Annotated in this window: 21 protein-coding genes and 2 pseudogenes; 3 read left to right on the top strand and 20 right to left on the bottom strand. The window is 36.6% G+C overall.

Features of this window, described 5'->3' with window-relative positions:
• The 16 genes and pseudogenes from CGC63_RS04425 to CGC63_RS15625 form a co-directional block, all read right to left on the bottom strand.
• On the bottom strand, positions 1–1,521 hold the full coding sequence (locus CGC63_RS04425; RefSeq protein ID WP_009246857.1) for an ABC transporter ATP-binding protein: 1,521 nt from the start codon (positions 1,519–1,521) through the stop codon (positions 1–3).
• Between the two features lie 66 nt (positions 1,522–1,587).
• Positions 1,588–2,433, bottom strand: a complete 846-nt coding sequence (locus CGC63_RS04420; RefSeq protein WP_004223457.1) for a tocopherol cyclase family protein — start codon at positions 2,431–2,433, stop codon at positions 1,588–1,590.
• A 76-nt stretch (positions 2,434–2,509) separates the two neighbouring features.
• Positions 2,510–2,920, bottom strand: coding sequence for a peptide deformylase (locus CGC63_RS04415; RefSeq protein WP_004223461.1), 411 nt, complete (start codon positions 2,918–2,920; stop codon positions 2,510–2,512).
• 24 nt (positions 2,921–2,944) lie between these two features.
• Positions 2,945–3,286, bottom strand: a complete 342-nt coding sequence (locus CGC63_RS04410) for an arsenate reductase family protein (protein ID WP_004223464.1) — start codon at positions 3,284–3,286, stop codon at positions 2,945–2,947.
• Between the two features lie 2 nt (positions 3,287–3,288).
• A complete protein-coding gene (locus tag CGC63_RS04405; protein ID WP_004223485.1) occupies positions 3,289–4,299 on the bottom strand; it encodes a helix-turn-helix domain-containing protein in 1,011 nt (336 codons plus the stop codon).
• A 140-nt stretch (positions 4,300–4,439) separates the two neighbouring features.
• Complete coding sequence (locus tag CGC63_RS04400) at positions 4,440–4,754, bottom strand: TIGR04076 family protein (RefSeq protein WP_004223488.1); 315 nt, start codon at positions 4,752–4,754, stop codon at positions 4,440–4,442.
• A gap of 100 nt (positions 4,755–4,854) precedes the next feature.
• Positions 4,855–6,615: a hypothetical protein gene (locus CGC63_RS04395; protein WP_242970505.1), complete on the bottom strand. Its 1,761-nt coding sequence runs from the start codon at positions 6,613–6,615 to the stop codon at positions 4,855–4,857.
• A gap of 97 nt (positions 6,616–6,712) precedes the next feature.
• A complete protein-coding gene (tnpC, locus tag CGC63_RS04390; protein ID WP_089438656.1) occupies positions 6,713–8,332 on the bottom strand; it encodes an IS66 family transposase in 1,620 nt (539 codons plus the stop codon).
• A gap of 292 nt (positions 8,333–8,624) precedes the next feature.
• Positions 8,625–8,987, bottom strand: coding sequence for an IS66 family insertion sequence element accessory protein TnpB (gene tnpB, locus CGC63_RS04385; protein WP_009247574.1), 363 nt, complete (start codon positions 8,985–8,987; stop codon positions 8,625–8,627).
• On the bottom strand, positions 8,977–9,342 hold the full coding sequence (locus CGC63_RS04380) for a hypothetical protein (RefSeq protein WP_003023175.1): 366 nt from the start codon (positions 9,340–9,342) through the stop codon (positions 8,977–8,979). The genes tnpB and CGC63_RS04380 overlap by 11 nt, the downstream gene beginning before the upstream one ends.
• A 116-nt stretch (positions 9,343–9,458) precedes the next feature.
• On the bottom strand, positions 9,459–9,710 hold the full coding sequence (locus CGC63_RS04375) for a hypothetical protein (RefSeq protein WP_003023200.1): 252 nt from the start codon (positions 9,708–9,710) through the stop codon (positions 9,459–9,461).
• Positions 9,707–13,213: a hypothetical protein gene (locus CGC63_RS04370; RefSeq protein ID WP_154965447.1), complete on the bottom strand. Its 3,507-nt coding sequence runs from the start codon at positions 13,211–13,213 to the stop codon at positions 9,707–9,709. Before CGC63_RS04370 ends, CGC63_RS04375 begins: the two co-directional genes overlap by 4 nt.
• 288 nt (positions 13,214–13,501) lie before the next feature.
• Positions 13,502–14,008: pseudogene (locus CGC63_RS04365) on the bottom strand (hypothetical protein); the annotation flags it as partial.
• A 119-nt stretch (positions 14,009–14,127) separates the two neighbouring features.
• A complete protein-coding gene (locus CGC63_RS04360; RefSeq protein ID WP_040351318.1) occupies positions 14,128–14,655 on the bottom strand; it encodes a type II toxin-antitoxin system death-on-curing family toxin in 528 nt (175 codons plus the stop codon).
• Positions 14,656–14,736: 81 nt separating this feature from the next.
• A pseudogene (locus tag CGC63_RS15950) lies at positions 14,737–14,790 on the bottom strand (hypothetical protein); the annotation flags it as partial.
• A complete protein-coding gene (locus tag CGC63_RS15625; protein WP_003023206.1) occupies positions 14,768–15,046 on the bottom strand; it encodes a virulence RhuM family protein in 279 nt (92 codons plus the stop codon). The gene CGC63_RS15625 and the pseudogene CGC63_RS15950, both read right to left, overlap by 23 nt.
• A 286-nt stretch (positions 15,047–15,332) precedes the next feature.
• Here CGC63_RS15625 and CGC63_RS04345 point away from each other — a divergent pair, with 286 nt between their 5' ends.
• Both CGC63_RS04345 and CGC63_RS15615 read left to right on the top strand, forming a co-directional pair.
• Complete coding sequence (locus CGC63_RS04345; protein WP_003023208.1) at positions 15,333–15,590, top strand: integrase core domain-containing protein; 258 nt, start codon at positions 15,333–15,335, stop codon at positions 15,588–15,590.
• A 15-nt stretch (positions 15,591–15,605) separates the two neighbouring features.
• Entirely contained in the window at positions 15,606–15,881 is a 276-nt protein-coding gene (locus CGC63_RS15615) for a tyrosine-type recombinase/integrase (RefSeq protein WP_081445614.1), read from the top strand.
• A gap of 140 nt (positions 15,882–16,021) precedes the next feature.
• On the opposite strand, the gene rlmD is transcribed toward CGC63_RS15615, so the two are convergent.
• The 3 genes from rlmD to pcrA form a co-directional block, all read right to left on the bottom strand.
• The gene (gene rlmD / locus CGC63_RS04335) at positions 16,022–17,410 is read right to left on the bottom strand and encodes a 23S rRNA (uracil(1939)-C(5))-methyltransferase RlmD (protein WP_003023212.1); all 1,389 of its coding nucleotides are present in this window, start codon (positions 17,408–17,410) and stop codon (positions 16,022–16,024) included.
• A gap of 69 nt (positions 17,411–17,479) precedes the next feature.
• Complete coding sequence (locus tag CGC63_RS04330) at positions 17,480–17,713, bottom strand: hypothetical protein (protein ID WP_003023213.1); 234 nt, start codon at positions 17,711–17,713, stop codon at positions 17,480–17,482.
• Positions 17,714–17,866: 153 nt separating this feature from the next.
• Complete coding sequence (pcrA, locus tag CGC63_RS04325; RefSeq protein ID WP_003023214.1) at positions 17,867–20,077, bottom strand: DNA helicase PcrA; 2,211 nt, start codon at positions 20,075–20,077, stop codon at positions 17,867–17,869.
• A gap of 181 nt (positions 20,078–20,258) precedes the next feature.
• Here pcrA and CGC63_RS04320 point away from each other — a divergent pair, with 181 nt between their 5' ends.
• Complete coding sequence (locus CGC63_RS04320) at positions 20,259–20,870, top strand: DUF1836 domain-containing protein (protein WP_003023215.1); 612 nt, start codon at positions 20,259–20,261, stop codon at positions 20,868–20,870.
• A gap of 194 nt (positions 20,871–21,064) precedes the next feature.
• On the opposite strand, the gene CGC63_RS04315 is transcribed toward CGC63_RS04320, so the two are convergent.
• Positions 21,065–21,355 carry a YerC/YecD family TrpR-related protein gene (locus CGC63_RS04315; protein ID WP_003023216.1) on the bottom strand — a complete coding sequence of 97 codons (291 nt, stop codon included), beginning with the start codon at positions 21,353–21,355 and terminating at the stop codon, positions 21,065–21,067.
• Between the last annotated feature and the right edge of the window lie 77 nt (positions 21,356–21,432).

Here is a 21,432-nt window from a genome sequence, read left to right as displayed (position 1 = left end):
TTATGCATCCCCCTTCTTCTTACCAGCCATCATAAGGCCCAGTTCTTCTTTTGTTGTGCTCTTGGCATCTACAACACCAATTGCTTCTCCATGACACATAACCATAATTCTGTCAGAAATCTGTAAAAGAACGTCTAAGTCTTCACCAATAAACAGCACTGCAACACCTTTTTTCTTCTGCTCATTTAACAAATCATAAATAGTATAAGAAGAATTGATATCTAAACCACGTACTGGATATGCTGTTACCAATACAGAAGGATTGGACTCAATTTCTCTTCCCAGAAGAACTTTTTGCACATTACCACCAGACATAAGACGAACCGGTGTATCTACACTTGGTGTTACTACACCTAGTTTTTCTACTAAGTCTTCTGCCATCTTTCTTGCCGGCTTTCTGTCTATGAAAATTCCCTTTGTTTTATCGTAAGTTTTTAATAAAATATTGTCTACCATTCCCATAGAAGCTACAAGTCCCATACCAAGACGGTCTTCTGGAACAAAGCCCAGACTGATACCCAGATTTGCAATTTCTCTCGGTGTTTTTCCTACAATATTTTCCTTGTTATGTAAAATTGCTCCTGCCTGCACCGGAATAAGTCCTGCAATACTCTCGCAAAGTTCTTTCTGTCCGCTTCCTGCCACACCGGCAACTCCCAGTATTTCCCCAGCTTTAATTTCCAGATTTAAGTCCTTTACAGCCATGTTTCCATCTGCTGCCTTTACAGACAAATCTACAATTTTCAGTCGTGTAAATACATTTTCACACTGCGGTCTTTGAATTTCCAGAGTTACCGGACGTCCTACCATCAGCTCTGTCAGCTGTTTTTCGTTGGTTTCACTGGTATTTACCGTTTCCACACTCTGTCCTTTTCTTAAAATTGTAACTCTGTCACTGATTTCCATAACTTCATTCAGCTTGTGTGTAATGATAATAATAGCGCTGCCCTGTTCTTTCATTTTTCGCAAAATACGGAACAATTTTTTCGTTTCCTGTGGTGTAAGTACAGCAGTAGGCTCATCTAAAATCAAAATATCTGCATTTCTATACAGCACTTTTAAAATTTCAACTGTCTGTTTTTCACTGACTGACATATTATATATTTTTTTCTCCGGCTCTACTTCAAGTCCGTATTTTTCTGTCAGTTTTGTCAATTTTTCCTTTAATTCTTTTGGCTTTACTCTTTTCCCTTCCATTCCCATGGCAACATTATCCATGGCTGAAAAAACATCCACCAGCTTAAAATGCTGATGTATCATACCAATCCCCAATTTTCCTGCATCGATTGGGGAATTGATGGTTACTTCTTTGCCGTTGATTTTAATGGTTCCCTCATCAGGATGATAAATACCGGAAATCATATTCATCAACGTTGTTTTTCCTGAACCATTTTCTCCAAGCAATGCCAGAATTTCTCCTCTGCGAACTTCAAGATTGATGTGGTCATTGGCAACCACACTTCCAAATGTTTTTGTAATACCCTGAAGCTCGATGGCTTTCTCCTTCTTATCCAAAGCCAACTTGTTCACCTCTCATTTCCTTTCTTCTGTCTGTCAAAACACTGGATATTGTATCATAGTTTATTTCTATTTTCCATATTCATATTCGAAAGAAGCCGTTTTTGTTTCAAAATCAAAAAGTGTTACCCCTGATTTCACGAATTTATAGTGTGCATGACAGGTGACGCTTTCTCGAATATGCCTTACCATACTTCCATTTACAGGCGCTTGAAGTTGGTATCCTGTATCTTCCAAGAGCTGTGCCTCCAGTTTCAGTCCTCTCTGCACCACCTTCACAGTTCTGTTTTTTATCTCAGAAGCCTTTGCCCCAAAATAAGTTGCAATTCTATATTCTTTTCCTTCCCATAAAACCACACCTATAATCCCCGTAAAATGTATCCCAAACATTGGAATATCCGCTACTGCTAACATAATGGAACCTTCTTTAAAAAAACACTGTGTCCACACATATTTATGAGGAAAAGAATACCCTTCATCTCCCTCCCAATATCCCAAATCATCTGAAAAAAGGTATTCTTTCTTATTTACAGAAATCTTACCACTTACAAGATGTCTCATACTCCATACTTGATGTCTGCACTCCATAAAAGGCATACAGACAAACGGCCCCATAATATTGTATTTTAAAGGTGACATTTGACGAAATTTCAATACACCCTTTATTTTCAAGTCTTCTGTATCTATATCCAACCGAATACCCTTCTGCCCAAATTGATTTTTTCCTATAAATAAGCTCTTCTTTCTTTTGCAAAAATTTTCTGAAGAAAAAGCAATTTTTTGAACCTCTGTATCTGTAATTATCTGAATAGAACAAGTTCTTCCGTTTTTTCCTTGATGTATTGCCGGTATTACCGCAAATGTTTGGGTATCCGACTGACACTTAAAATACCATCCATAAAAAAAGCTTTTCATAACGTTCCTCCGTGAAAAATAATAGTTTATTTTTCCAAAAATAAAGAAGAACTATACATGAAAAGCTTTTTTTACACTAGATAATTATTCCATCTAAATGGTCTATCTCATGCTGGCAAATCTGTGCTGTCCATCCTGTCAGCTTCTGTCTTTGCTTTTTCCAGTTTTTATCATAATATTCTACTTCAATATTCTGAAAACGCACCGCAGGTCTTACACCTTCCAATGACAGACACCCTTCTTCTGTTTCATAAGGGGTATCTTTTTTGACAATCACCGGATTAAACATCAGCACATCGACAAATCCCATATTGATAATGATAATATTTTTCTTTACTCCAATCATATTTGCAGCCATACCTACGCAACGTTCTCTGTTTGCCGCCAACGTATCCTCAAGATCCTGTCCTATATGTAAATCTTCCTTTGTGGCAGGTTCTGATTTCTGTGCTAAAAAGAAGATATCTTTTACAATCGATTTTACCATTTTCTTTTCCTCTTATGTATTTTCTTATTTCCAGTTTTTCCATATATCCGGCACATATCCCACAGTTGCCTGTTTGCCGTTTCTCACAACAGGAAGCTTTATTACCTTCTGATTTTCCAGAATCTTTTCCATTCTGTCTTCCTCTGCAATATACTTAATCAGCGCCAGAGCATCTTTATCCTTACATTCCTTATCAACCAAAGATTCTAATCCACCCACTGCCTGACAAACAGATTGTAGTTCACCTTTACTCATACCCTTTTCTTTCATGTCAATAAATTGATATTTTATTCCACGTTCTTTAAAATAACGCTCTGCTTTTTTAGAGTCGAAGGACTTCTTTGTACCAAAAATCTGTATATTCATTTTTACCTCTTTTCTTTTCCAACGCAATAGTTGCCATAGATTACTGCCACCACACTATATAAAATTCCGGCAACCGGCCAAATCACCCAGGTAATACCCCATTTCATAGTGACAAAACTAATGAAAAGATATAATGCTACAACAATAGCCCAGTAAATATTTCCAATACTTTTTTCTCGCCGCTTTGCAATTCTTGTATAATCTCCTTCTTCTAACAAGGCCTGATATCCATCCCAAATAATCGATGTTCTGACTATAAAAAATACTCCTATAGCCACCAACATAAGCAATACACCTACCGCTATTACAGAAAGAAAATCATCATCTCCATAAAAAAGCTGTACAAGAAAAATCGGAATACAGGAAATAATACAAAGCACTACACCTGTTGAAAATTCCATAATATGTGCTTTTTCATATTTTTTCATTTTATTGCGAACCATACCATCAATTCCATATTCCGTATCCAAAGGTTCTTTTTCCAAAAACTCGTATGGCTCACCTTTATGTCCATTAACAATAAAAATAACCACTGCAGCTGCCACTATACAAAACATTACAATCAGCCCTACCATTGCCCCTTGATCTTCTGTGAGAGGAATTTTTTTCATTTCTCCTGCCGCAGCCAAATATATTAATAAAATCGGCGATAGAATACAAAGCATGACTCCTGCTGCAACAGAAAATGAACTTTTTTTACAATACTCTAAATATTCATTTGCCGTCTCCAGAGATACTTTTATTAATGTTTCTCCCTTACTGTCTTCTAGCGGTTCAGCTTCTTCTAAAGGATTTACTATGCAAGGCACTTCTTCTATATCATCCCGAAGCAGATAATCCGTACTTACACAAAATACTTCCGAAAGTTTTAAAATTCTGTTCATATCAGGAACTGATTGTGCACCTTCCCACTTTGATATTGACTGACGGCTGACTCCCATTTTTTCTGCAAGCTCCTCTTGCGACCAACCTGCTCTTTTTCTCAAATTTACAATTTTATCTGCTAATATCATCTTCTTCCTCCTTTACAGTCCTTCTTTTTCATCTTAACAGACTTTTGATAGGAAAAATATACATAATTTTGCAGTTGCATACTACCAACTATGCTTTACAATTACGCAACTGACTGTATTTTAGCAAAAAAATTGTATTTTTAATCTGCATCTTCTTCCAAAGCTTCAATAAAAAAGCTCACCGGACGAAATCCATCATTGCAGGAAATCATTGCAGATTTTTTATTCTTCATCCAGCCATTATAAAAATTTTCTCCTCCGTGTGCCAGTGTCATGACAAAAGGAGAGATACTGTCCCATGCACTGTCACAAAAATTATCCGGTTTCTTCCAGCCGTTGGCGATAAAAACCTGCCCTTCCTTCATGTCACAGGCATTAGAAATGGGATTCTCATATTGTTCCATCAGGTCTTTGTAACAGGAATTTCTCTTTACTGTAATTCTGCATTTTTTCATTTAGATTTCTCCTCGTATTGATGTTTTCTTTATAGATTTCTTGCTCTATTTTACCATCAATTCATAAATCTGTTAACCTGATATTTCTGTCAATGTTCTTTTAGAGCTGTTCCTTTTTCACAATATATTCCCGTAAATACTTAAACGGAAACGGAACAACAGTTAACATTCCATACCTTACAAACTCTACTCCCATAAGTGGAAGTAATTTCTTAAAAATTAGCTTTCCACCTTCTACCGCCTGTATCTCACGCACTACACTGGCTCTCTCAATTGTATACTTCATTCCATTACCAATTTCGCCAACTGAATATTTTGCATACGTATCATCATAGTCAAAATAGTTAATATCTATGTTTCCAGAAAGATACTCTCGTCTTTCTTCTTCTCCACGAAGATACGAATATAGCATACTTCCTGTATTTTCAAATACATACCGCACTACTTCTTTTTTTGTGGCAATTCCTTTGAATAATCCCATTATATCGGATTTCGTGTATTCTGTATTCACGTCGATATGTGGGATAACGATATCCAATTCTGCCTGTACTTTTATTTTATCTGTTATATTCATTACTGCTCGAAGCCAAGTTACCACGTCTTTTCCTGGAAATCTTCCTTCACTAGCTACATTCTTAAGAATATCACCCATTGCAGTATAATCAGGCATAGAATACATATTGGTATCCTTTATAAGATTAATATTACCATCTGCATCTTTTATTAGACCTATAACACCTCTATACTCATTTTTATTCTCTTCATTCAAACCGAAATAATCCATGTATTTATCATACTCTGTCATAGTAAAAAGATTTCGTTTCAATGCTTCAATTTTAAATAAGCCGTCCGGATGAATAGTCATGAAATAATATACGCCTTCTGCAACTACGCCAAATAGCCAGTCGGATTTATATCCATATTTACTCCAATCCACTAATGTGATTTTGCCATTAGCAATGTCCTTCTTAATAACAAGCTCTTTCAGAATATTATAAACTGCCGCCGATGACTGGTGTTTAAAATTCTCAACTGTAATATGCTGAACAACATAATTCTCCATGTTTTCTTGATGTGCATCTATTTCCGAATCTAAATAGAAAGATTTATCGTGTATATATCGTACATTAAACTTCTTCTTTGATAATCTTTTTCCAACACTGCATTTTACCTCTGGAATAATTTTCTTGATTTCGTCAGCCACATCCTGCAAATAATCTTCAGAAGTTTCAGACTGTATAACGTCCACTATGTTAATTCCAGAATTTAAAATTTCCTTTTTAACAACATCCTTATATAATTCCAACGATGTACGCTTATATTCCAAAACTTTATCAATATTGTATTCCTTAAACTTCACATGAATATACTTACCAAACTCATCATGTAAAGCATTAAAAATATCATATAAAACACCCATCTTAGTACAAGAAAAAGTTTCATAATTCGTAAAATCAAAAAATGTAATACTACCTCTTTCACCATCTACAGGTTTAATAATAAAATTCTCTCTACGGTTCTTATTTTCATTAGATACTCGTTTTAAGGTATTATTGTTATAACTGAACTCATATTGTGGATAATCCTGTAGCTTTCTTTTTTCAAATTTCATTTGCTTCTTAAGTGCCAGTGCTGTCATCCTATGTGCTACCAATTTGACGCACATATCATTACCAACTTTTACTTCAAGGCACTGCATACCCCAAATAAAATTTTCCTTGTCTTTATTTATCCATGAAGGTCGAAAGCACAATAATTTCCCAGACAGATTATTAAAAGATATCATTTCATCAATCGGACTCGTTAGCGCATTCAAAAATAATTGTGTCAATAAATGCTCCGGAATGCTGCAACTTGTCATAGATTTTATAGACAAGCTATCTCCATCTTCTTTTTCGTAAACGCAAAATAGCGAGTACCTTGACATTTTTAGGCGGCTGCTTTGCAGCCACCGATATTTAAGCTTTGCGAATCCCTGCCGGAAGTTTTTCTGACCAGGGCAGAAGATCTTCCAGAAAAGAACAGTCCTTATCATTCATGTGTTTCGGAATCTCTTCCAAGAGATGCTGCACATAATCAAAAGGTTTCAGATTATTGGCTTTTGCAGTTTCTACAATACTGTAAATAATTGCGGAAGATTTGGCTCCATGAATCGTATCGATCATCTGCCAATTCTTCTTTCCAATACAAAAACCTCGGATTGCCCTTTCGGATGCATTATTATCAATCGGAACATCTCCGTCTGTAAGAAATACCCGGAGATATTTTTCCTGATTTCGTGCATATCTAACGGCATCACCAAATTTGTCCTTTTTGGACACATTTATGGTTTTCAGGTACGCAAAAAAAGCATCCACAAGAGGTTTGATAACCGCCTGTCGCTGTTTCAGTCGTTCATCAGAAGAAAGGTCATTCAATTTCCCTTCTTCCCGATAGATTGCCTGAATCTGTTTCATCAGCAGAAATGCATTGGATTCCTTTTGGGATGGTTTGGGAATCAGCTTCAAAGCTTCATCAAATCTGCGGCGACAGTGCACCCAGCATCCAGCAATGGTCAGTTCTTCCAATTCTTTTTCTAAAGTATGGTAGACCTGATAACCATCTGTTACACAGATGCCATCGTATCCTTTCAGGAATTCCCGTGGATGGGATGCATTTCTTGTCTGCTGGTATTCATACAGGACAATCTGCCGGTCTTGATACAGATGACCAGAACGGTATACCCACATCCAGCTTTTGCTTCCGGCTTTGCGTCCGTCATGGTTTACAAGCAACGGCGTCTCGTCTGCCTGGATCACATGATAGAAATACAATTCTTCATGAAGATGATCATAAAGGATCGAGAGATATTCCTCTGCCAAACGTATGCACCAGTTTGCCATGTTCTGCCTTGTGATCTGCAGGCCATAACGCTGGAATTCCTGCTCTAACCGATAGAGAGGAACTGCATTCACATACTTTCCATTGATGATCGCAGCTCCAAGAGATGGTGATACCAAACTTCCATGCAGTAATGCTTTTGGATGGTCTGCTTTGACCATGTGCTCATCTGTTTTGCTGGCATACACACCGATGTGATGTTCTTCTACCTCTACCCTCGCAGGTACAAAATGATATTTTTTGGAAATGGCATCCGGTAACTGTTTCCACCCATTGACACCGAATTCTATTTCCAATTCCTCCTCTGACAGATAATGGTCAATCCGTCTGACCGTAAGTCCGGAAAGATCTGATTCTTTCTTTCCCTTACGCTTTGGCTGTTTTGGAGATTTGAGTTCCAGCTCATCAGGTTCTTTTTCATTGAGATCGTAGACAGCTTCCGCTTCATTGAAAAAAACAATAGTGCCGTCTACTTCTTGAAAACAGATCTGGCTGGTATCTTCCATTTTTTCAGATGACCTTCCAAAACGGTTCTGCTTACCAAGGATTACCTGTTCCATCAGAAGCTGCATTTTTTCATTCGATGCGTGAAGCTCCTTTGTTATGGCTTCCAATTGTTCCTGCTGTTGTAAAAGAAGCTGGATAAGAAACGACTTATCAACACTATTTAATTGTTCCTCCGTATACTTAACTGCCATAACCAAACCTCACTTTCCTGAGTGCTATTATAGCAGAACCAACGGTTTTTGGCTATTTTTGAATTCTGTCACCTTCGTCATTTTGACAGTGGATAACAGTCATGAATACCTGAAAATAAAAGCCTGAATTTCAGATATTTATGACTGTTATCCACAATCTGAAAAGTTTTGGAATCAGGAGTATATAGAAACTCACAGAAAACTTTCAGGATGTGAATAACTTTAAATTTTATATTGCACAGGGTGATTTATCATGGATGAAAGCAATTTTATTTTCTACGTTTTGCACAAATCACAAGGAGAATTCTGGACAGGAGATTTCTTCTATGGGATGTCTGGCAACGATTTCCAGACCTTGCATTAACATTTGATACTGGTCTGCACTAATTTCCAGTGCTTCTTCTTGTGTACGGGGCCAGCGGAAGTTTCCGTTTTCAATCCGCTTGTACAGAAGTAGAAATCCATCGCCCTCCCAGATAAGCCCTTTTATCCGATCTGTACGTTTGCCGCAAAATAAAAATAATGTATTCTTATCGTAAGGATCAAGCTGGAACTGAAAACGTATGATTCTGGCCAAGCCATCGATCCCTCTGCGCAGATCCGTAAATCCAGTCGCCAGATATACTTTTTTGAACCCGGAGCCATCATTGAGCATTGCCGAGCACTCCCAAAAGTGTTTTTAAAAATGAATCAGATGCCTGTTCGGTAATTTCCAGAGTGAGGTTGTTTCTGCCTCTAATCAAGGCAATGATTTTATACTCCGCTGCCATATTTACCGGCTGGATTGCAGAAGAGGGAACTTCTACAAATGTTTGTGTATGATCCGCTGTTTTCAGATAAGCCTCACGAACTTTCCGGAGTCTCCAGTAATAACTTGCTTTTGTAATGTCGTGTAGTTGACACCATTCATCGATTTTCATTCCTTGCGGACGGTTTTGGCAGTCCCTGACCATGTCAGCCCATTCGCTCAGACGGGTTTGCTGTGCAACTAAACTTGTATGAGATTTCATAACTCACCTCCTGTAGCAAAGTCAAAAAAGTTGAGTACTAAACTATTTGGACTTTGTAGTGATGAGTCTATTATCTCACATCGGATGATTTTGAACAGGTACTCGCTATTTTGCGTTTACTCTTTTTCATTCAATAAACGTACAAACTCAGCTCTGGAAGTAGAGTTTTTAGGAAGCATAACCAAAAAACTCTTCCCACTTTCAAATTGAAGAGCTGATATCTTTATATCATCAATATCCAAAAAAGCGGCTCCACTTTTTATATACTTGTCTGATGTTGTAACATAATAAAAATCATAATCTCTATCTATATTAGAATATTCAAATGAAGCTAGGAGTTCATTTGAATAAAGTTTCTTTATACTCACTGCAAATATCCCTCCCGATTTATTTTTTCTATAATTTCAATTCCTATTTCTTTTCTATCCAACCGATATAAATATGGTATCTCAATAATTCTACCATTACCACTAGACGTAATTTGCATATTGTGATCAAGCATAATATTGATTATTACTGCCCTCTTTCCTCCACACTTATCCAACTTCGCCTGAATATTTTTCTTTTCTTCCTCCGCAGATACTGTCATGGTTTCTTTCCACAACTTAAAATCCACATAGACACCATTACCTAGTGTATAATCAAACAATTCAAAATGCTCTGGCGACATTTCCTGTAACGTTACTCCTGCATATTGCTCTAGAATATATTTACCAACAACTTCGCCTAACGCACCTTTGTAAATATTATTAAACATAGGTGGTGTCAATATAAATTCATTTGGAACAAAGCTCGTTGCATATCCATGCTTTTCAAATAGTTCTTTCACTCCCGGAATTTGCATAATCTCTTTCAAATGCACCTCATCCTCTGACATCTTTTGAGGAAGGCTACCGTCAAACTTGATATTTATGTTCTTATTATAGTCACCTTCTTGTTCATAAGAATAGGCTGTAATTTCTCCCGGTGCACACATATATACAAGCTGATATTGCGAATTATGCTCAACATTTTTTCTGCTTAGGGTAGGTCTCATAAGACAAAGCTCACGTAATGCTTTCCAATAGTCTATGCTATCATCAGTCCAATTACGCTTAAGCTCATTTATAATCTGCATTGCCTTTAATGCTAATATTCCGGCACGATTTTCCATTACAGCAACATCCAGATTTTCATTTGCCTGACCATTAAAATATGCTTTACCCACTTTAACTAATTCCGCAAATTCAGGATTCAACATTCGTTGTTCCACACTAGACAAATCATAATCTCTTAGAATTGTATCATCCACATAAATATATATGTCTGGATTCTTAAGACCAGTTCTGCATATTCTTCCTACTGCCTGTATTAATGTACGAATCGCAAAGTTATTTACTGAGTCTGTTTTATATGGCTCTCCCTTCTTCCCAGAAAAAGTATGTCCACCGTTGAAACATATAAAAGCATCTTTGATTACTGCAATACCATCTTTACGAGAAACTTCACCTCTCTCCATCAAAAATTCCATTTGATATACAAAACGAATTAAATCCTCAGCCTCAATTCCCTTCTTGCTATCCACATTCACCAAAAGGTTCGTCGGCTTCTCCAAGTATATGCAATCAAAGTCCTTTTCCATATCCCCTCTATCATAATTATTAACTGCCACGATCATAGCATTTACCGGTGCTTTATATTGTAAATTTTGTCCTGCACCAACTGTATTATAAGAAGATATAACAAAGAGCTTTTCCCCATTTGACAATCTCTGAATAACCTTCGCACGCTTAGCATCATAACCTTCACTGTTTATGCTATATAACAGATTTTTACCTTTTAATCCCTTGATACCATAAAGCTTAATAATAGCGTCTGCAAAATCCTCTAACAATTTAATATCAAAGAGACCTTTATTCTCCTGTGGCAATTTATTAGTAAGACACAAGAAAGATTTAACCGAATCATTTAAGATAAACAACTTCATAACTTTTACGACACGTATAAAGTTATTCTTTGCATATTCAACACCTTCAAACGTTGTTGTTAATTTTTCCGCATACATATTTATAAATGCTTCGTTTCCATCAAATATCTCTGCCAATTCAGCTCTATCATCTGCGCTACAAAAAACTGGTTCCACATGAATATTCACTTTATCATAATTTGCAACAAATGTCCGGAAAGACTCCTGCAATCTACGCTTATCTGATTCTGGCATCACATAAAATTTATCCTGCAACATCCTTTGAAGATATTCCAAATCATAATTACCAATAACCGTATCAAGTGTTGCTGTAGCGGAAATTCCTATAACTTTAGCCTTTTCAGATAAATGAAGTAAAATACGCTCTGGCGAATCCTGGAAATCAAATAGCTGAATTTCCGAACGCATACTGTGATTTGGATCATCTATAAAGTCATAATAGCGAAATCCTCTATTATAAACAGAACAGTCAAAATACTTTAATGACATTTTCCCATTGCAGTCTTTTTTGTCTTTCTTCGACTTTACCTGGTCTCCCATTACGATAGGCTTTAAATACCTTATCTGTTCTCTTGATAAATGAAACTCTGTCAACACTGACTCGATTGCATTCTCAAGCGTATAATCATCATCTCTCGACCTTTCATCCTCATTTTTATGATTCTTATAATTAAATGAAAGATTTCTTATTCCATTCTGAAAATAAGTCAAGCAACCCTTAACACTGGCAAGCAAACTTAACACGCCTCCAGCTTTCTCTGTTGGCCTTCTTTTTGTAAAACGCAACCAGTTCTGTCTTGCCTTCAAATCGGTATTTATATCAATAAAAGCATTTTCTCCCTCAAATATCGAATGAAACTGTAAATCATTAAAAATAAAATTACGACTTCTATCGCCCCTACTATCTTCTTCTATTTTGAAACTATACTGCATGGCATAATGTTTATATGTTTCATCAAACACGTCACCAAATCCTTCTATAATTCCCACAGGATTTTTCGCATTTTTATGTTCATCAAGATATTCTTGTTGTAACTTTGATGCAGTAGTAAGCTCTGCCGGAAACTCTCTAGTATTCAAAGATGCATATACACGATAAAACAAGCCTAAATAATCAATATGATTTTCTAATCCTCTTCTTATGATCTGATTAAGCAATCTGTCTCTCGTTGCATCAAACTCGTCTATAAAAATAATTGCATTTTTTGTAATATCATTATTAAAAAAACTATATGTAGGTTCAATAATTGTAGTGTTCCCCAAGAAAAATTTGTCAATCGACATAAAAAATATCCTTTTTTCTCTCGTATATACTGCCGGATATAATTCTCCTATCCATTGATAATCCGGATTATTAGCAATATTCTTTAACTTTTCCTTTGGTGTCTTGAACTGCTTTAGTTCGCTTTCTATCACTCTGCGAAAAGCACCTTCCTGCTGCTTGCGAATAACATCTTCTGCGCTCTTACACAAAACATTTATAATGTCCCTACTGGTTCCTTTTAATTCACACTTTTTATCTCCATATTCGTTTAATAATTTTACTGAACCATGTAAATCCTTAAATTCTTGCTTCATTGTAATTGTCGGTGGGATTTTTCTTGCACGATATAGTTCCTCCAATTTTTCCACAACCATATCTACATTGGCATCTATCCGCAGACAGTATTTATCGTAATCTCCTGCCTTACCACGCTTTGCAAAATGCTCTCGTAACTCCTTATCTGGTAAATTTTTCTTAAGGGTTGTAACAAAAAAAATCTTCTTATCCTTGAATTCAGGCGAATCGTAATTGTCAACCATAAAATCAAGTACACTATATGTTTTTCCAAATCCAGTCGGCATATCTAACAAAAATAATCCTGTATCCATTGCTTTGCAAAAATTTACAATTGCCTGTTTCATAATATCCTCCAACTTTTTCTTTTCCAACATATCCTTTTCTTTTCAATACCATTTTTCCATATTATTATTATAAGAATTAAAACTCTAAATACCAACAAAATTTTACATAAATTTCGGCATACAGTACTGTACTCTGCCATGCACAAATTTCAACAAAAAATACCCTTAAGCTCACTTAAACTGGTTATTTTTTCGACAACAAATAGATAGTCTCCACGTGGCACGAGTCGATATGAAGTACGTCTGTTCTATCCCATCGTCCTTTCTCGTTTATGGAAATATATCTGCATTCGGCATGGCACTGATTTCTTCCTGCGTCTGTGCCATCTCCACCTTGCATGCTTTGCAGCACAATGCCAGAAAATCATACGCCACACCAATCGTCTCAAATCCATTGAAATTCTTCTCGAATCAAAGCATGTAATCATAGGCTTTCAGTTCCAGACATTACGCCAGTCGGTTTGCTTCAATGGCTTCAAAGACTCCCATCGGAATCTTCTCATAAGAACCATCCGCAAGCTTAAAATGATAAAACAGCTCTACCTTCGCATCCTCTAATGTGTATCTGTCTATCTGAGAAAACAGCGTAATCCCCATCTCTGCAGCATAGACTGTCCCCAGTTCAATCTCTGTATTTCCACAACACTGGCAGGAGATGTAACCACTGCCTTTGACAATATCTTCATATCCAAACTCATGTACAGCACCGCCCGTTGTCGTAATTTTCCCTGTCCAGTAATAACTTCTGGTATTCTCCTGCACCGCCTGCAGGAAAGCATTTGATACAGGATACATACTGCCACACCTCCTATTTTTAAGCACACAAAAAGCACCAGCCATTTCTGACCGATGCTCTGAATAAAACTTATTCTGTTAAACTGCAATGACTTCATACCGGAATCTGTCAATTCTTCCTATGCTATGCAGTTCATTATTACACTAATCATCATTTCTTTCTCTTCAGGTTTAGACTCCGCAATCATAATGGTCAATGCGACCAACGTATGATCAGCAATCATCTTCTTTCCATCCACAAATAGTACTCCATTTTTATCAAGAAAGTACAAAAACATTGCCGCTGCTATTCGCTTATTTCCATCTGAAAAACTATGATTTTTTGTTACAAAATATAAGAGATTCGCTGCTTTTTCTTCCAGCGATGGGTAGACATCTTGTCCGCCAAAACTCTGATATATATTTCCAATACTTCCCTTAAATGAATCATCTTTTTCATTTCCAAAAATCGCAGATTCATTTCCAAATTTCATGCTGTCAATTACGTGCTTACATTCCTCATAAGTAAGCACATATGTGGCACCATTTCCCTCTGGTCGCCCCATTGTTTGATGATCGTACTCATCCAACAAATCTAAAGCGGTACTGTATTTTTCTATAACTGACAATACCTGTTTTGCATCAAGACTATCCTCTGTACGTTTCATAATCCGTATTACCTCTCCAAGTTGTGTAATACGATTATTATTTACAGCGTATCCTTCCAGTATGTATTTTTTTAAAACAGAATTTGCCCATTTGCGAAATGCAATTCCTTGTTTAGAATTGACTCGATAACCCACAGAAATTATTACAATATGCTACAGGCTGCTTCACTCCAACAACACGCATTTTTTGCGTGTTGTTCTCTTTGTCCAGTTCTCCATCATTAAAAATTTTATTCATATGCTTTCGAATTGTTTTTTCATCTCTTCCATACAATTCAGACATTTGATTCGCTGTAAGCCAGACAGTTTCTTGTTGAGGAGCAACGTTTACTTCTAATGTTAATTCCCCATCTTCAAATAATATTATTTCATTTTTCTCCGATTTGTCCACCGTTAACCCTCTTACAACTTTTTCTTTGTGAAATTAATTATACATGTTTTTATGCCACCTGTTAACCCCATTTAGAATTCTTTCAACATAAAACTTACCCTCCACAATCCCTTATAGGAAGTATCCTTCTCCAGCTTCGTCTTATATCCGCGGATATACATTTCCGTATTCCTCAGTTCCAGATGCTCCATGTCAAAATACTGCACAGCGATTTTATCCTTTTTCGCATAGCCGGACAGAATCTTCAGCCACTGTTTCAAAAGAATACAAACGTGTAACCGCAACCATGCAGTGTAGTTATTCTAAAAAGGCATATCCATGGGATAACGCATGTATTGAGTCATTCCATTCCCTGATTAAGAGAGAATGGCTGAATCGGTTTAAGATTCAAGATTATGATCATGCATATCGTTTGATTTTCGAATATTTGGAAGCATTTTATAATACGAAACAAATTCATAGTCACTGTGATTATATGTCACCAAACGATTATGAAGAGCTGTATCGTAGGCTTCAACAAGACGAATTGCAGCTGGCAGGTTAAGATGAGGAAAACCTCATTTTAACTTGTACCAAATCTCGATATAGACCACCTGATTCTTTCAAATATTGTGCAAGGGTAATTCATTATGAACTGGGTAATGTATTATTTCATGCTCATTGTTTACGTCATACACATGGAATGATACTGGCAGAAGGTGGTGTGAACCCTAAAACTGTTATGAAACGGTTAGGACATAAGGATATTAAAACAACTTTACAGACTTATACATTCAATACAGAAACTATGCAGCAAAAAGCAGTTGATGTATTTGAGCAGTCCTTACAGGCATAAATAAAAAGAAGCGGTCAAACATTCCGATTTAGTTCAGAGTGTTCAACCGCTTTTCTTCATTTTCTGTTCATTTTATTTTTGTGGGTGGCAAATCGGTGGCAAATAGACTGAACCTCACACCTCAAAGCCTATAAAACCGCTTATTTACGTTGTAAAAGACACACAGTCTCCACATGCACCGTCTGACAAAATTGATCCACACAGCACACCTTCTCCACCTGATATCCTCTCCCCAAAAACATCTCCAAATCCCTTGCCAGACTTGTAGGTTTACAGGAAATATACACCAGCTTGTCCACACCATAATCAATAATCTTCGGCAATGCCTTTGGATGAATTCCATCTCTTGGCGGGTCTAATATAATAAAGTCCGGCTTTTCCTGAATATCATCCAGCACTTTCAGCACATCCCCTGCAATAAATCTGCAATTTTCAATTCCATTCAAATGTGCATTTTCTCCCGCTGCCTTTACTGCCTCTTCCACAATCTCCACACCGATAACTTCTTTTGCCACAGAAGCCATAATCTGTGAAATTGTACCGGTTCCGCTATAAAGGTCAAACACTGTCATTTCCTTTGTATCACCGATATATTCTCTGGCAGTTTTGTAAAGCACCTCTGCCCCATAAGAATTTGGCTGGAAAAAGGAAAATGGCGTAATCTTAAACTTCAATCCTAAAATTTCTTCGTAAAAATAGTCTTGTCCATAAAGAATTCTGGTTTCGTCACTTCTTACCACGTCAGAAAGAGAATTGTTGATAATGTGCAGGAAACCTACAATTTTTCCTTCCAGTGGCAATGCTAATAATCGTTTTTGCAGCTCTGCAAAATCTGTTTCTATTTCGCTTGTAGTTACCAAATTTACCAGAATTTCCCCTGTTGTATTTCCTCTGCGTAAAAGTAAATGGCGCAAAAATCCTGTGTGCTGCATTTTATGGTAATAGGAAAATCCTTCTTCCCTGCAATATTCTAAAATACAGGTAAGAATTTTTGTCATATCCTCATGTACCAGCTTGCAATCACAGGCATTTAACACATCATAAGTACTTCCCTTTTTATGAAGTCCTAAAGATAAGGGGCCGTCTTTATATTTATCTCCAAAAGAAAACTCCATTTTATTTCGATATGCAAATTCCTGTGGACTTCCTTTAATTCCCTCGAAAATATAATCCGGTTTGCCTTCTGTATCCACCTGTCCGCCTCTGATTACTGCTTCATCAATTAACTTTTTGACCTGTGCTGCCTTCATATTTAACTGTTCTTCATAAGACATTGTCTGATACATACAGCCTCCACAGGCAGGAAAAATGCTGCATACAGGCTCTCTCACTTCCAAAGGAGATTTATCCAAAACTTCTAAAAGTCTGCCTTCCAGACGTGTTCCCTTCTTTTTATTAATCATAAAGCGAACCTTCTGTCCCGGAATGCCATTTTTTACAACAACTGTTTTTCCTTCTACTTGCACTTTTCCCTTATTTGGGAACTCTACTGTTTCAATAATTCCTTCGTAAATTTCTCCCTTTTTCAAATTACAATTCCTTTCTATTTTCCATTACATAAAAGAAGCTCCGGTCTCCCGAAGCTTCCTGTTTCTTTCCTATTTATCTTCTTCGTCCTCATCTTCGTCTTCAAAATAGTCATCGAAATCATCATCAAAGTCTTCTTCAAAATCTTCCAGATAATCCGGTGTAAAGAAGCGGTAAACCGCATAAGCAATTCCGGCGATTGCTGCTACTGCACCAATAATTGCCAATACCCATAATACCGTATTTTTGTTTTTTTCTTCCTCTTTCTTCTGTAATGCTGTGATTAAATCCTCAATACGATTCATATACTGCACCGTCCTCTCTTTTTACAAGCTGTTGTAAAATCTTTTTGAAAGCTGCTGTTTATTCAACTTTTTCTTCTATTATACCACCGTAATCTGAATTTTACTATCCCTTCTTAAAATTTTCAAGGGGCGTTTTTCAATTTTGAAAACTCATTAAATTTTTTTTAATTTTGCAAAAGATGCAAACATTTTTTTCACACCAACTTTATCAAAATTCACAGTGACCTCATAGTCTCTGCCGCCTTCTGTAATATCTGTCACCACACCTGCACCAAACTTAATATGTTTTACTGTGTCACCTACTACATAGTCCAGTCCCTGTGCTTTTTTCACCTCAAACTGCTTTGGAATAAAGGCAGGTTGCTTAAATGCCTGTTTCATCTGCTGATAAGATGTTGGCATTGGTATTTCTTTTAACTTTTTCTCTGGAAATTCTCTGCCCAATTCCACTAATTCTCTTGGAATTTCTTTAATAAATCTAGACACCTTATTATACTGTGTTTCCCCTCTGATCATTCTCTGCTGTGCACAGGAAAGAGTTAGTTCCTTCATGGCTCTTGTAATTCCCACATAGCAAAGGCGTCGTTCTTCTTCAATTTCCGTAGGATCATCTGCTGTAATTGTCATATAGCTTGGGAAGATACCATCTTCCATCCCCGCAAGGTACACATAAGGAAATTCCAATCCTTTCGCACTGTGCAAGGTCATTAAAAGTACCTGATTATCATCACCATCCACAGAGTCAATATCTGCCACCAGCGCTACTTCCTCTAAAAATCCGGACAAAGTAGGAGCTTCGTTTTCTTCCTCATAGGAAACTACTTTTGTAATCAACTCGTCAATATTTTCAATTCGAGCCTCTGCCTCATCTGTGCCTTCGTTTCGCAATTCTTCTACATACCCTGTACTTTCTATAATATCCTTTAAGAGCTCGGAAGGTGAAAGAAATTCCTGCTTACTTCTCAATGTTTGAATAAAAGTAACAAAAGGCTCTACTTTCACGGCTGCTCTGCCAATAGATGGAATTTGTTCTGCCTCTCGAAGTGCATCATAAAATCCTATTCCTCTTTCGCTGGCATAATCCTGCACACGACTTAAAGTCGTTGCACCAATTCCTCTTTTGGGCACATTGATAATTCTTCTGACTGCCAAATCATCTTTTGCATTATCTACTGTTTTTAAATATGCCAGCAAATCTTTAATTTCCTTTCTGGCATAGAAGTTTACACCTCCTACCAGCTTATACGGAATATTTGCCATCAAAAGTTTTTCTTCAAAAAGACGAGACTGCGCGTTTGTTCTGTACAATACAGCAAAATCACGATATTCTCCGTCACCTTCCCGCACCTTTTTGCTGATTTCTCCGACTACATATTCTGCTTCTTCATAGGCATTCATAAACTGTCTGAAATGAAGCTTTTCACCTTCTTCATTCTCTGTCCAAAGAGTCTTTCTCTTTCTTTCCATATTATTTTGAATAACCTGATTTGCCGCATTCAAAATATTCTGTGTTGAACGATAATTCTGCTCCAGACGAATAACCTTTGCATTGGAAAATACCTTTTCAAATCCTAAAATATTTCCGATATTTGCTCCTCTAAATTTGTAAATCGACTGGTCATCATCTCCTACCACACAGAGATTTTGATATTTGCTTGCCAAAAGACTTACAAATTTAAACTGTGCCGTATTGGTATCCTGATATTCATCCACCATAATATAGCGGAAACGCTCCTGAAAATATTCCAGCACATCAGGACAGGACTGAAAAAGTTCCACTGTTTTTACAATTAAATCATCAAAATCCAGTGCATTGTTTTTCTTCAGTTCTTTTTGATATTCTTTATACGCCAGAATAACTTTCTTCTTGGAGAAATCTGCCATATTTTGTAATTCATATTCTTCCGGACTGATAAGCTCATCTTTCGCAGAAGAAATCGCCGCCAAAATCGCTTTTTCTTTATAAACCTTTGTGTCAATATTGAGACGTTTACAAATATCCTTCATCAATGTTTTCTGGTCATCTGCATCATAAATCGTAAAATTGGTATCATATCCCAAACGGTCGATAAAACGGCGAAGCATTCGCACACAGCTGGAATGGAAAGTAGATACCCAAATACTTTCCGCACCAAAACCTACGATTTTATCTACCCTTTCACGCATCTCGCCCGCTGCCTTATTGGTAAAGGTAATTGCCATGATATTCCATGGATTTACCCCTTTTTCTTCTATTAAATAGGCAATTCTGTGGGTAAGAACCCTTGTCTTTCCTGAACCGGCTCCTGCCAAAATAAGTACAGGTCCCTCTGTATGAAAAACAGCCTCTCTTTGTTCTGTATTTAATGTATCATAGATACTCATTGTTATTTATCCTCCATCTAAACTCCTGATACTATCAAAACATTTGTTCTTCTAATATAACATATCCTTTTTTAACAAAGCAAGTATTAAAAACATGTCAACTTGATTTCTTTGTCAAATCTGAAATCCACCCTTTACAAATGGTTTTCAAAACCATATAATAAGGAGTAGAGGTGATAACATGACGATAGACACAAAAGATATTTTAAACAGCATATTAGCCAGCATTTCACGGATTGACTACATCAAACCAGATGAAATCCCTGGCATTGATTTATATATGGATCAGGTTACAACATTCATGGAAAACCACTTATCTTCTTCCAAGCGTCATCCTGAAGATAAAGTATTAACCAAAACCATGATTAATAATTACGCCAAAAATCATTTACTGCCCCCTCCTGTAAAGAAAAAATATTCTCGTGAGCATATTTTAATGCTGACATTTATTTATTATTTTAAAAATATTATGTCCATCAATGACATACAAGTTCTTTTAGGACCTATTGCAGAGGAATTTTTTCCGGGAAACGGCAGTTTGAAATTGCAAGAAGTATATCAGGAAATTATGGATTTGGAATTAGAACAGATTGAGCCATTGATAAAGGATGTTACAAAAAAATTCAACAAAGCCCGTTCTTCTTTCTCTAATGCCGATGAAAAAGAACAAGATTTTCTTCAAAAATTTGCCTTTATTTGTATGTTAAGCTTTGATGTTTATGTAAAAAAACAGGTCATAGAAAATCTCATTGACCAGATGGCAACGCAGGACTCCTCTAAAAATCAAGACTGATTTTCTATATATAAAAAGATTGTGCAATAGCCAATCTCCGCGCGCGAGCGGTTCACAAAGTGATAATTTCATTTCCGCGAGCTGCGCATCCTTGCGGAGCATTTTTTGTTTCATAGGACGCAATTTCCTATGAAACAAAAAAGCTGTGACATAAGTTATCCTGTTTACCAGCCACCTATGCCACAGCTCTTTTTTTATTTTTCTTCTACTCTTTCAAATACCATGTCATATCCGTCATTTCCATAATTCAGACTTCTATTAACACGGCTGATTGTTGCAGTAGATGCCCCTGTCTTTTCTGAAATTTCCAGATAAGTTCTCTTTTCTTTCAACATTTTCGCTACTTCAAAACGCTGAGATAAAGATAAAATTTCGTTCACAGTACAAACATCTTCAAAAAACAGATAACATTCTTCTCTGTTTTTTAAACTTAAAATTGCATCAAACAGTGAGTCAACAGCCTCTGTGTGAATTTTTTTGCTCATAATTTTTGTTCTCCTTACATTTGTAGTGTACGCCCCATTCCTCCTATATATAGTAGCACAGTAAATTTTTAAAGTAA

The organism is Blautia hansenii DSM 20583 (genome assembly GCF_002222595.2).
GTDB lineage: Bacteria > Bacillota > Clostridia > Lachnospirales > Lachnospiraceae > Blautia > Blautia hansenii.
This window is presented reverse-complemented; position numbering and strand designations above follow the sequence as displayed.

Excerpts from the sequence above, each read along its gene's own strand:
- CGC63_RS04420 (WP_004223457.1), bottom strand. The coding sequence starts at position 2,433 with ATGAAAAGCTTTTTTTATGGATGGTATTTTAAGTGTCAGTCGGATACC.
- CGC63_RS04415 (WP_004223461.1), bottom strand. The coding sequence starts at position 2,920 with ATGGTAAAATCGATTGTAAAAGATATCTTCTTTTTAGCACAGAAATCA.
- CGC63_RS04410 (WP_004223464.1), bottom strand. The coding sequence starts at position 3,286 with ATGAATATACAGATTTTTGGTACAAAGAAGTCCTTCGACTCTAAAAAA.
- CGC63_RS04405 (WP_004223485.1), bottom strand. The coding sequence starts at position 4,299 with ATGATATTAGCAGATAAAATTGTAAATTTGAGAAAAAGAGCAGGTTGG.
- CGC63_RS04400 (WP_004223488.1), bottom strand. The coding sequence starts at position 4,754 with ATGAAAAAATGCAGAATTACAGTAAAGAGAAATTCCTGTTACAAAGAC.
- CGC63_RS04395 (WP_242970505.1), bottom strand. The coding sequence starts at position 6,615 with ATGACAAGTTGCAGCATTCCGGAGCATTTATTGACACAATTATTTTTG.
- tnpC (WP_089438656.1), bottom strand. The coding sequence starts at position 8,332 with ATGGCAGTTAAGTATACGGAGGAACAATTAAATAGTGTTGATAAGTCG.
- tnpB (WP_009247574.1), bottom strand. The coding sequence starts at position 8,987 with ATGCTCAATGATGGCTCCGGGTTCAAAAAAGTATATCTGGCGACTGGA.
- CGC63_RS04380 (WP_003023175.1), bottom strand. The coding sequence starts at position 9,342 with ATGAAATCTCATACAAGTTTAGTTGCACAGCAAACCCGTCTGAGCGAA.
- CGC63_RS04370 (WP_154965447.1), bottom strand. The coding sequence starts at position 13,213 with ATGAAACAGGCAATTGTAAATTTTTGCAAAGCAATGGATACAGGATTA.
- CGC63_RS04360 (WP_040351318.1), bottom strand. The coding sequence starts at position 14,655 with ATGAAACGTACAGAGGATAGTCTTGATGCAAAACAGGTATTGTCAGTT.
- CGC63_RS04345 (WP_003023208.1), top strand. The coding sequence starts at position 15,333 with ATGCAGTGTAGTTATTCTAAAAAGGCATATCCATGGGATAACGCATGT.
- CGC63_RS04330 (WP_003023213.1), bottom strand. The coding sequence starts at position 17,713 with ATGAATCGTATTGAGGATTTAATCACAGCATTACAGAAGAAAGAGGAA.
- pcrA (WP_003023214.1), bottom strand. The coding sequence starts at position 20,077 with ATGAGTATCTATGATACATTAAATACAGAACAAAGAGAGGCTGTTTTT.
- CGC63_RS04320 (WP_003023215.1), top strand. The coding sequence starts at position 20,259 with ATGACGATAGACACAAAAGATATTTTAAACAGCATATTAGCCAGCATT.
- CGC63_RS04315 (WP_003023216.1), bottom strand. The coding sequence starts at position 21,355 with ATGAGCAAAAAAATTCACACAGAGGCTGTTGACTCACTGTTTGATGCA.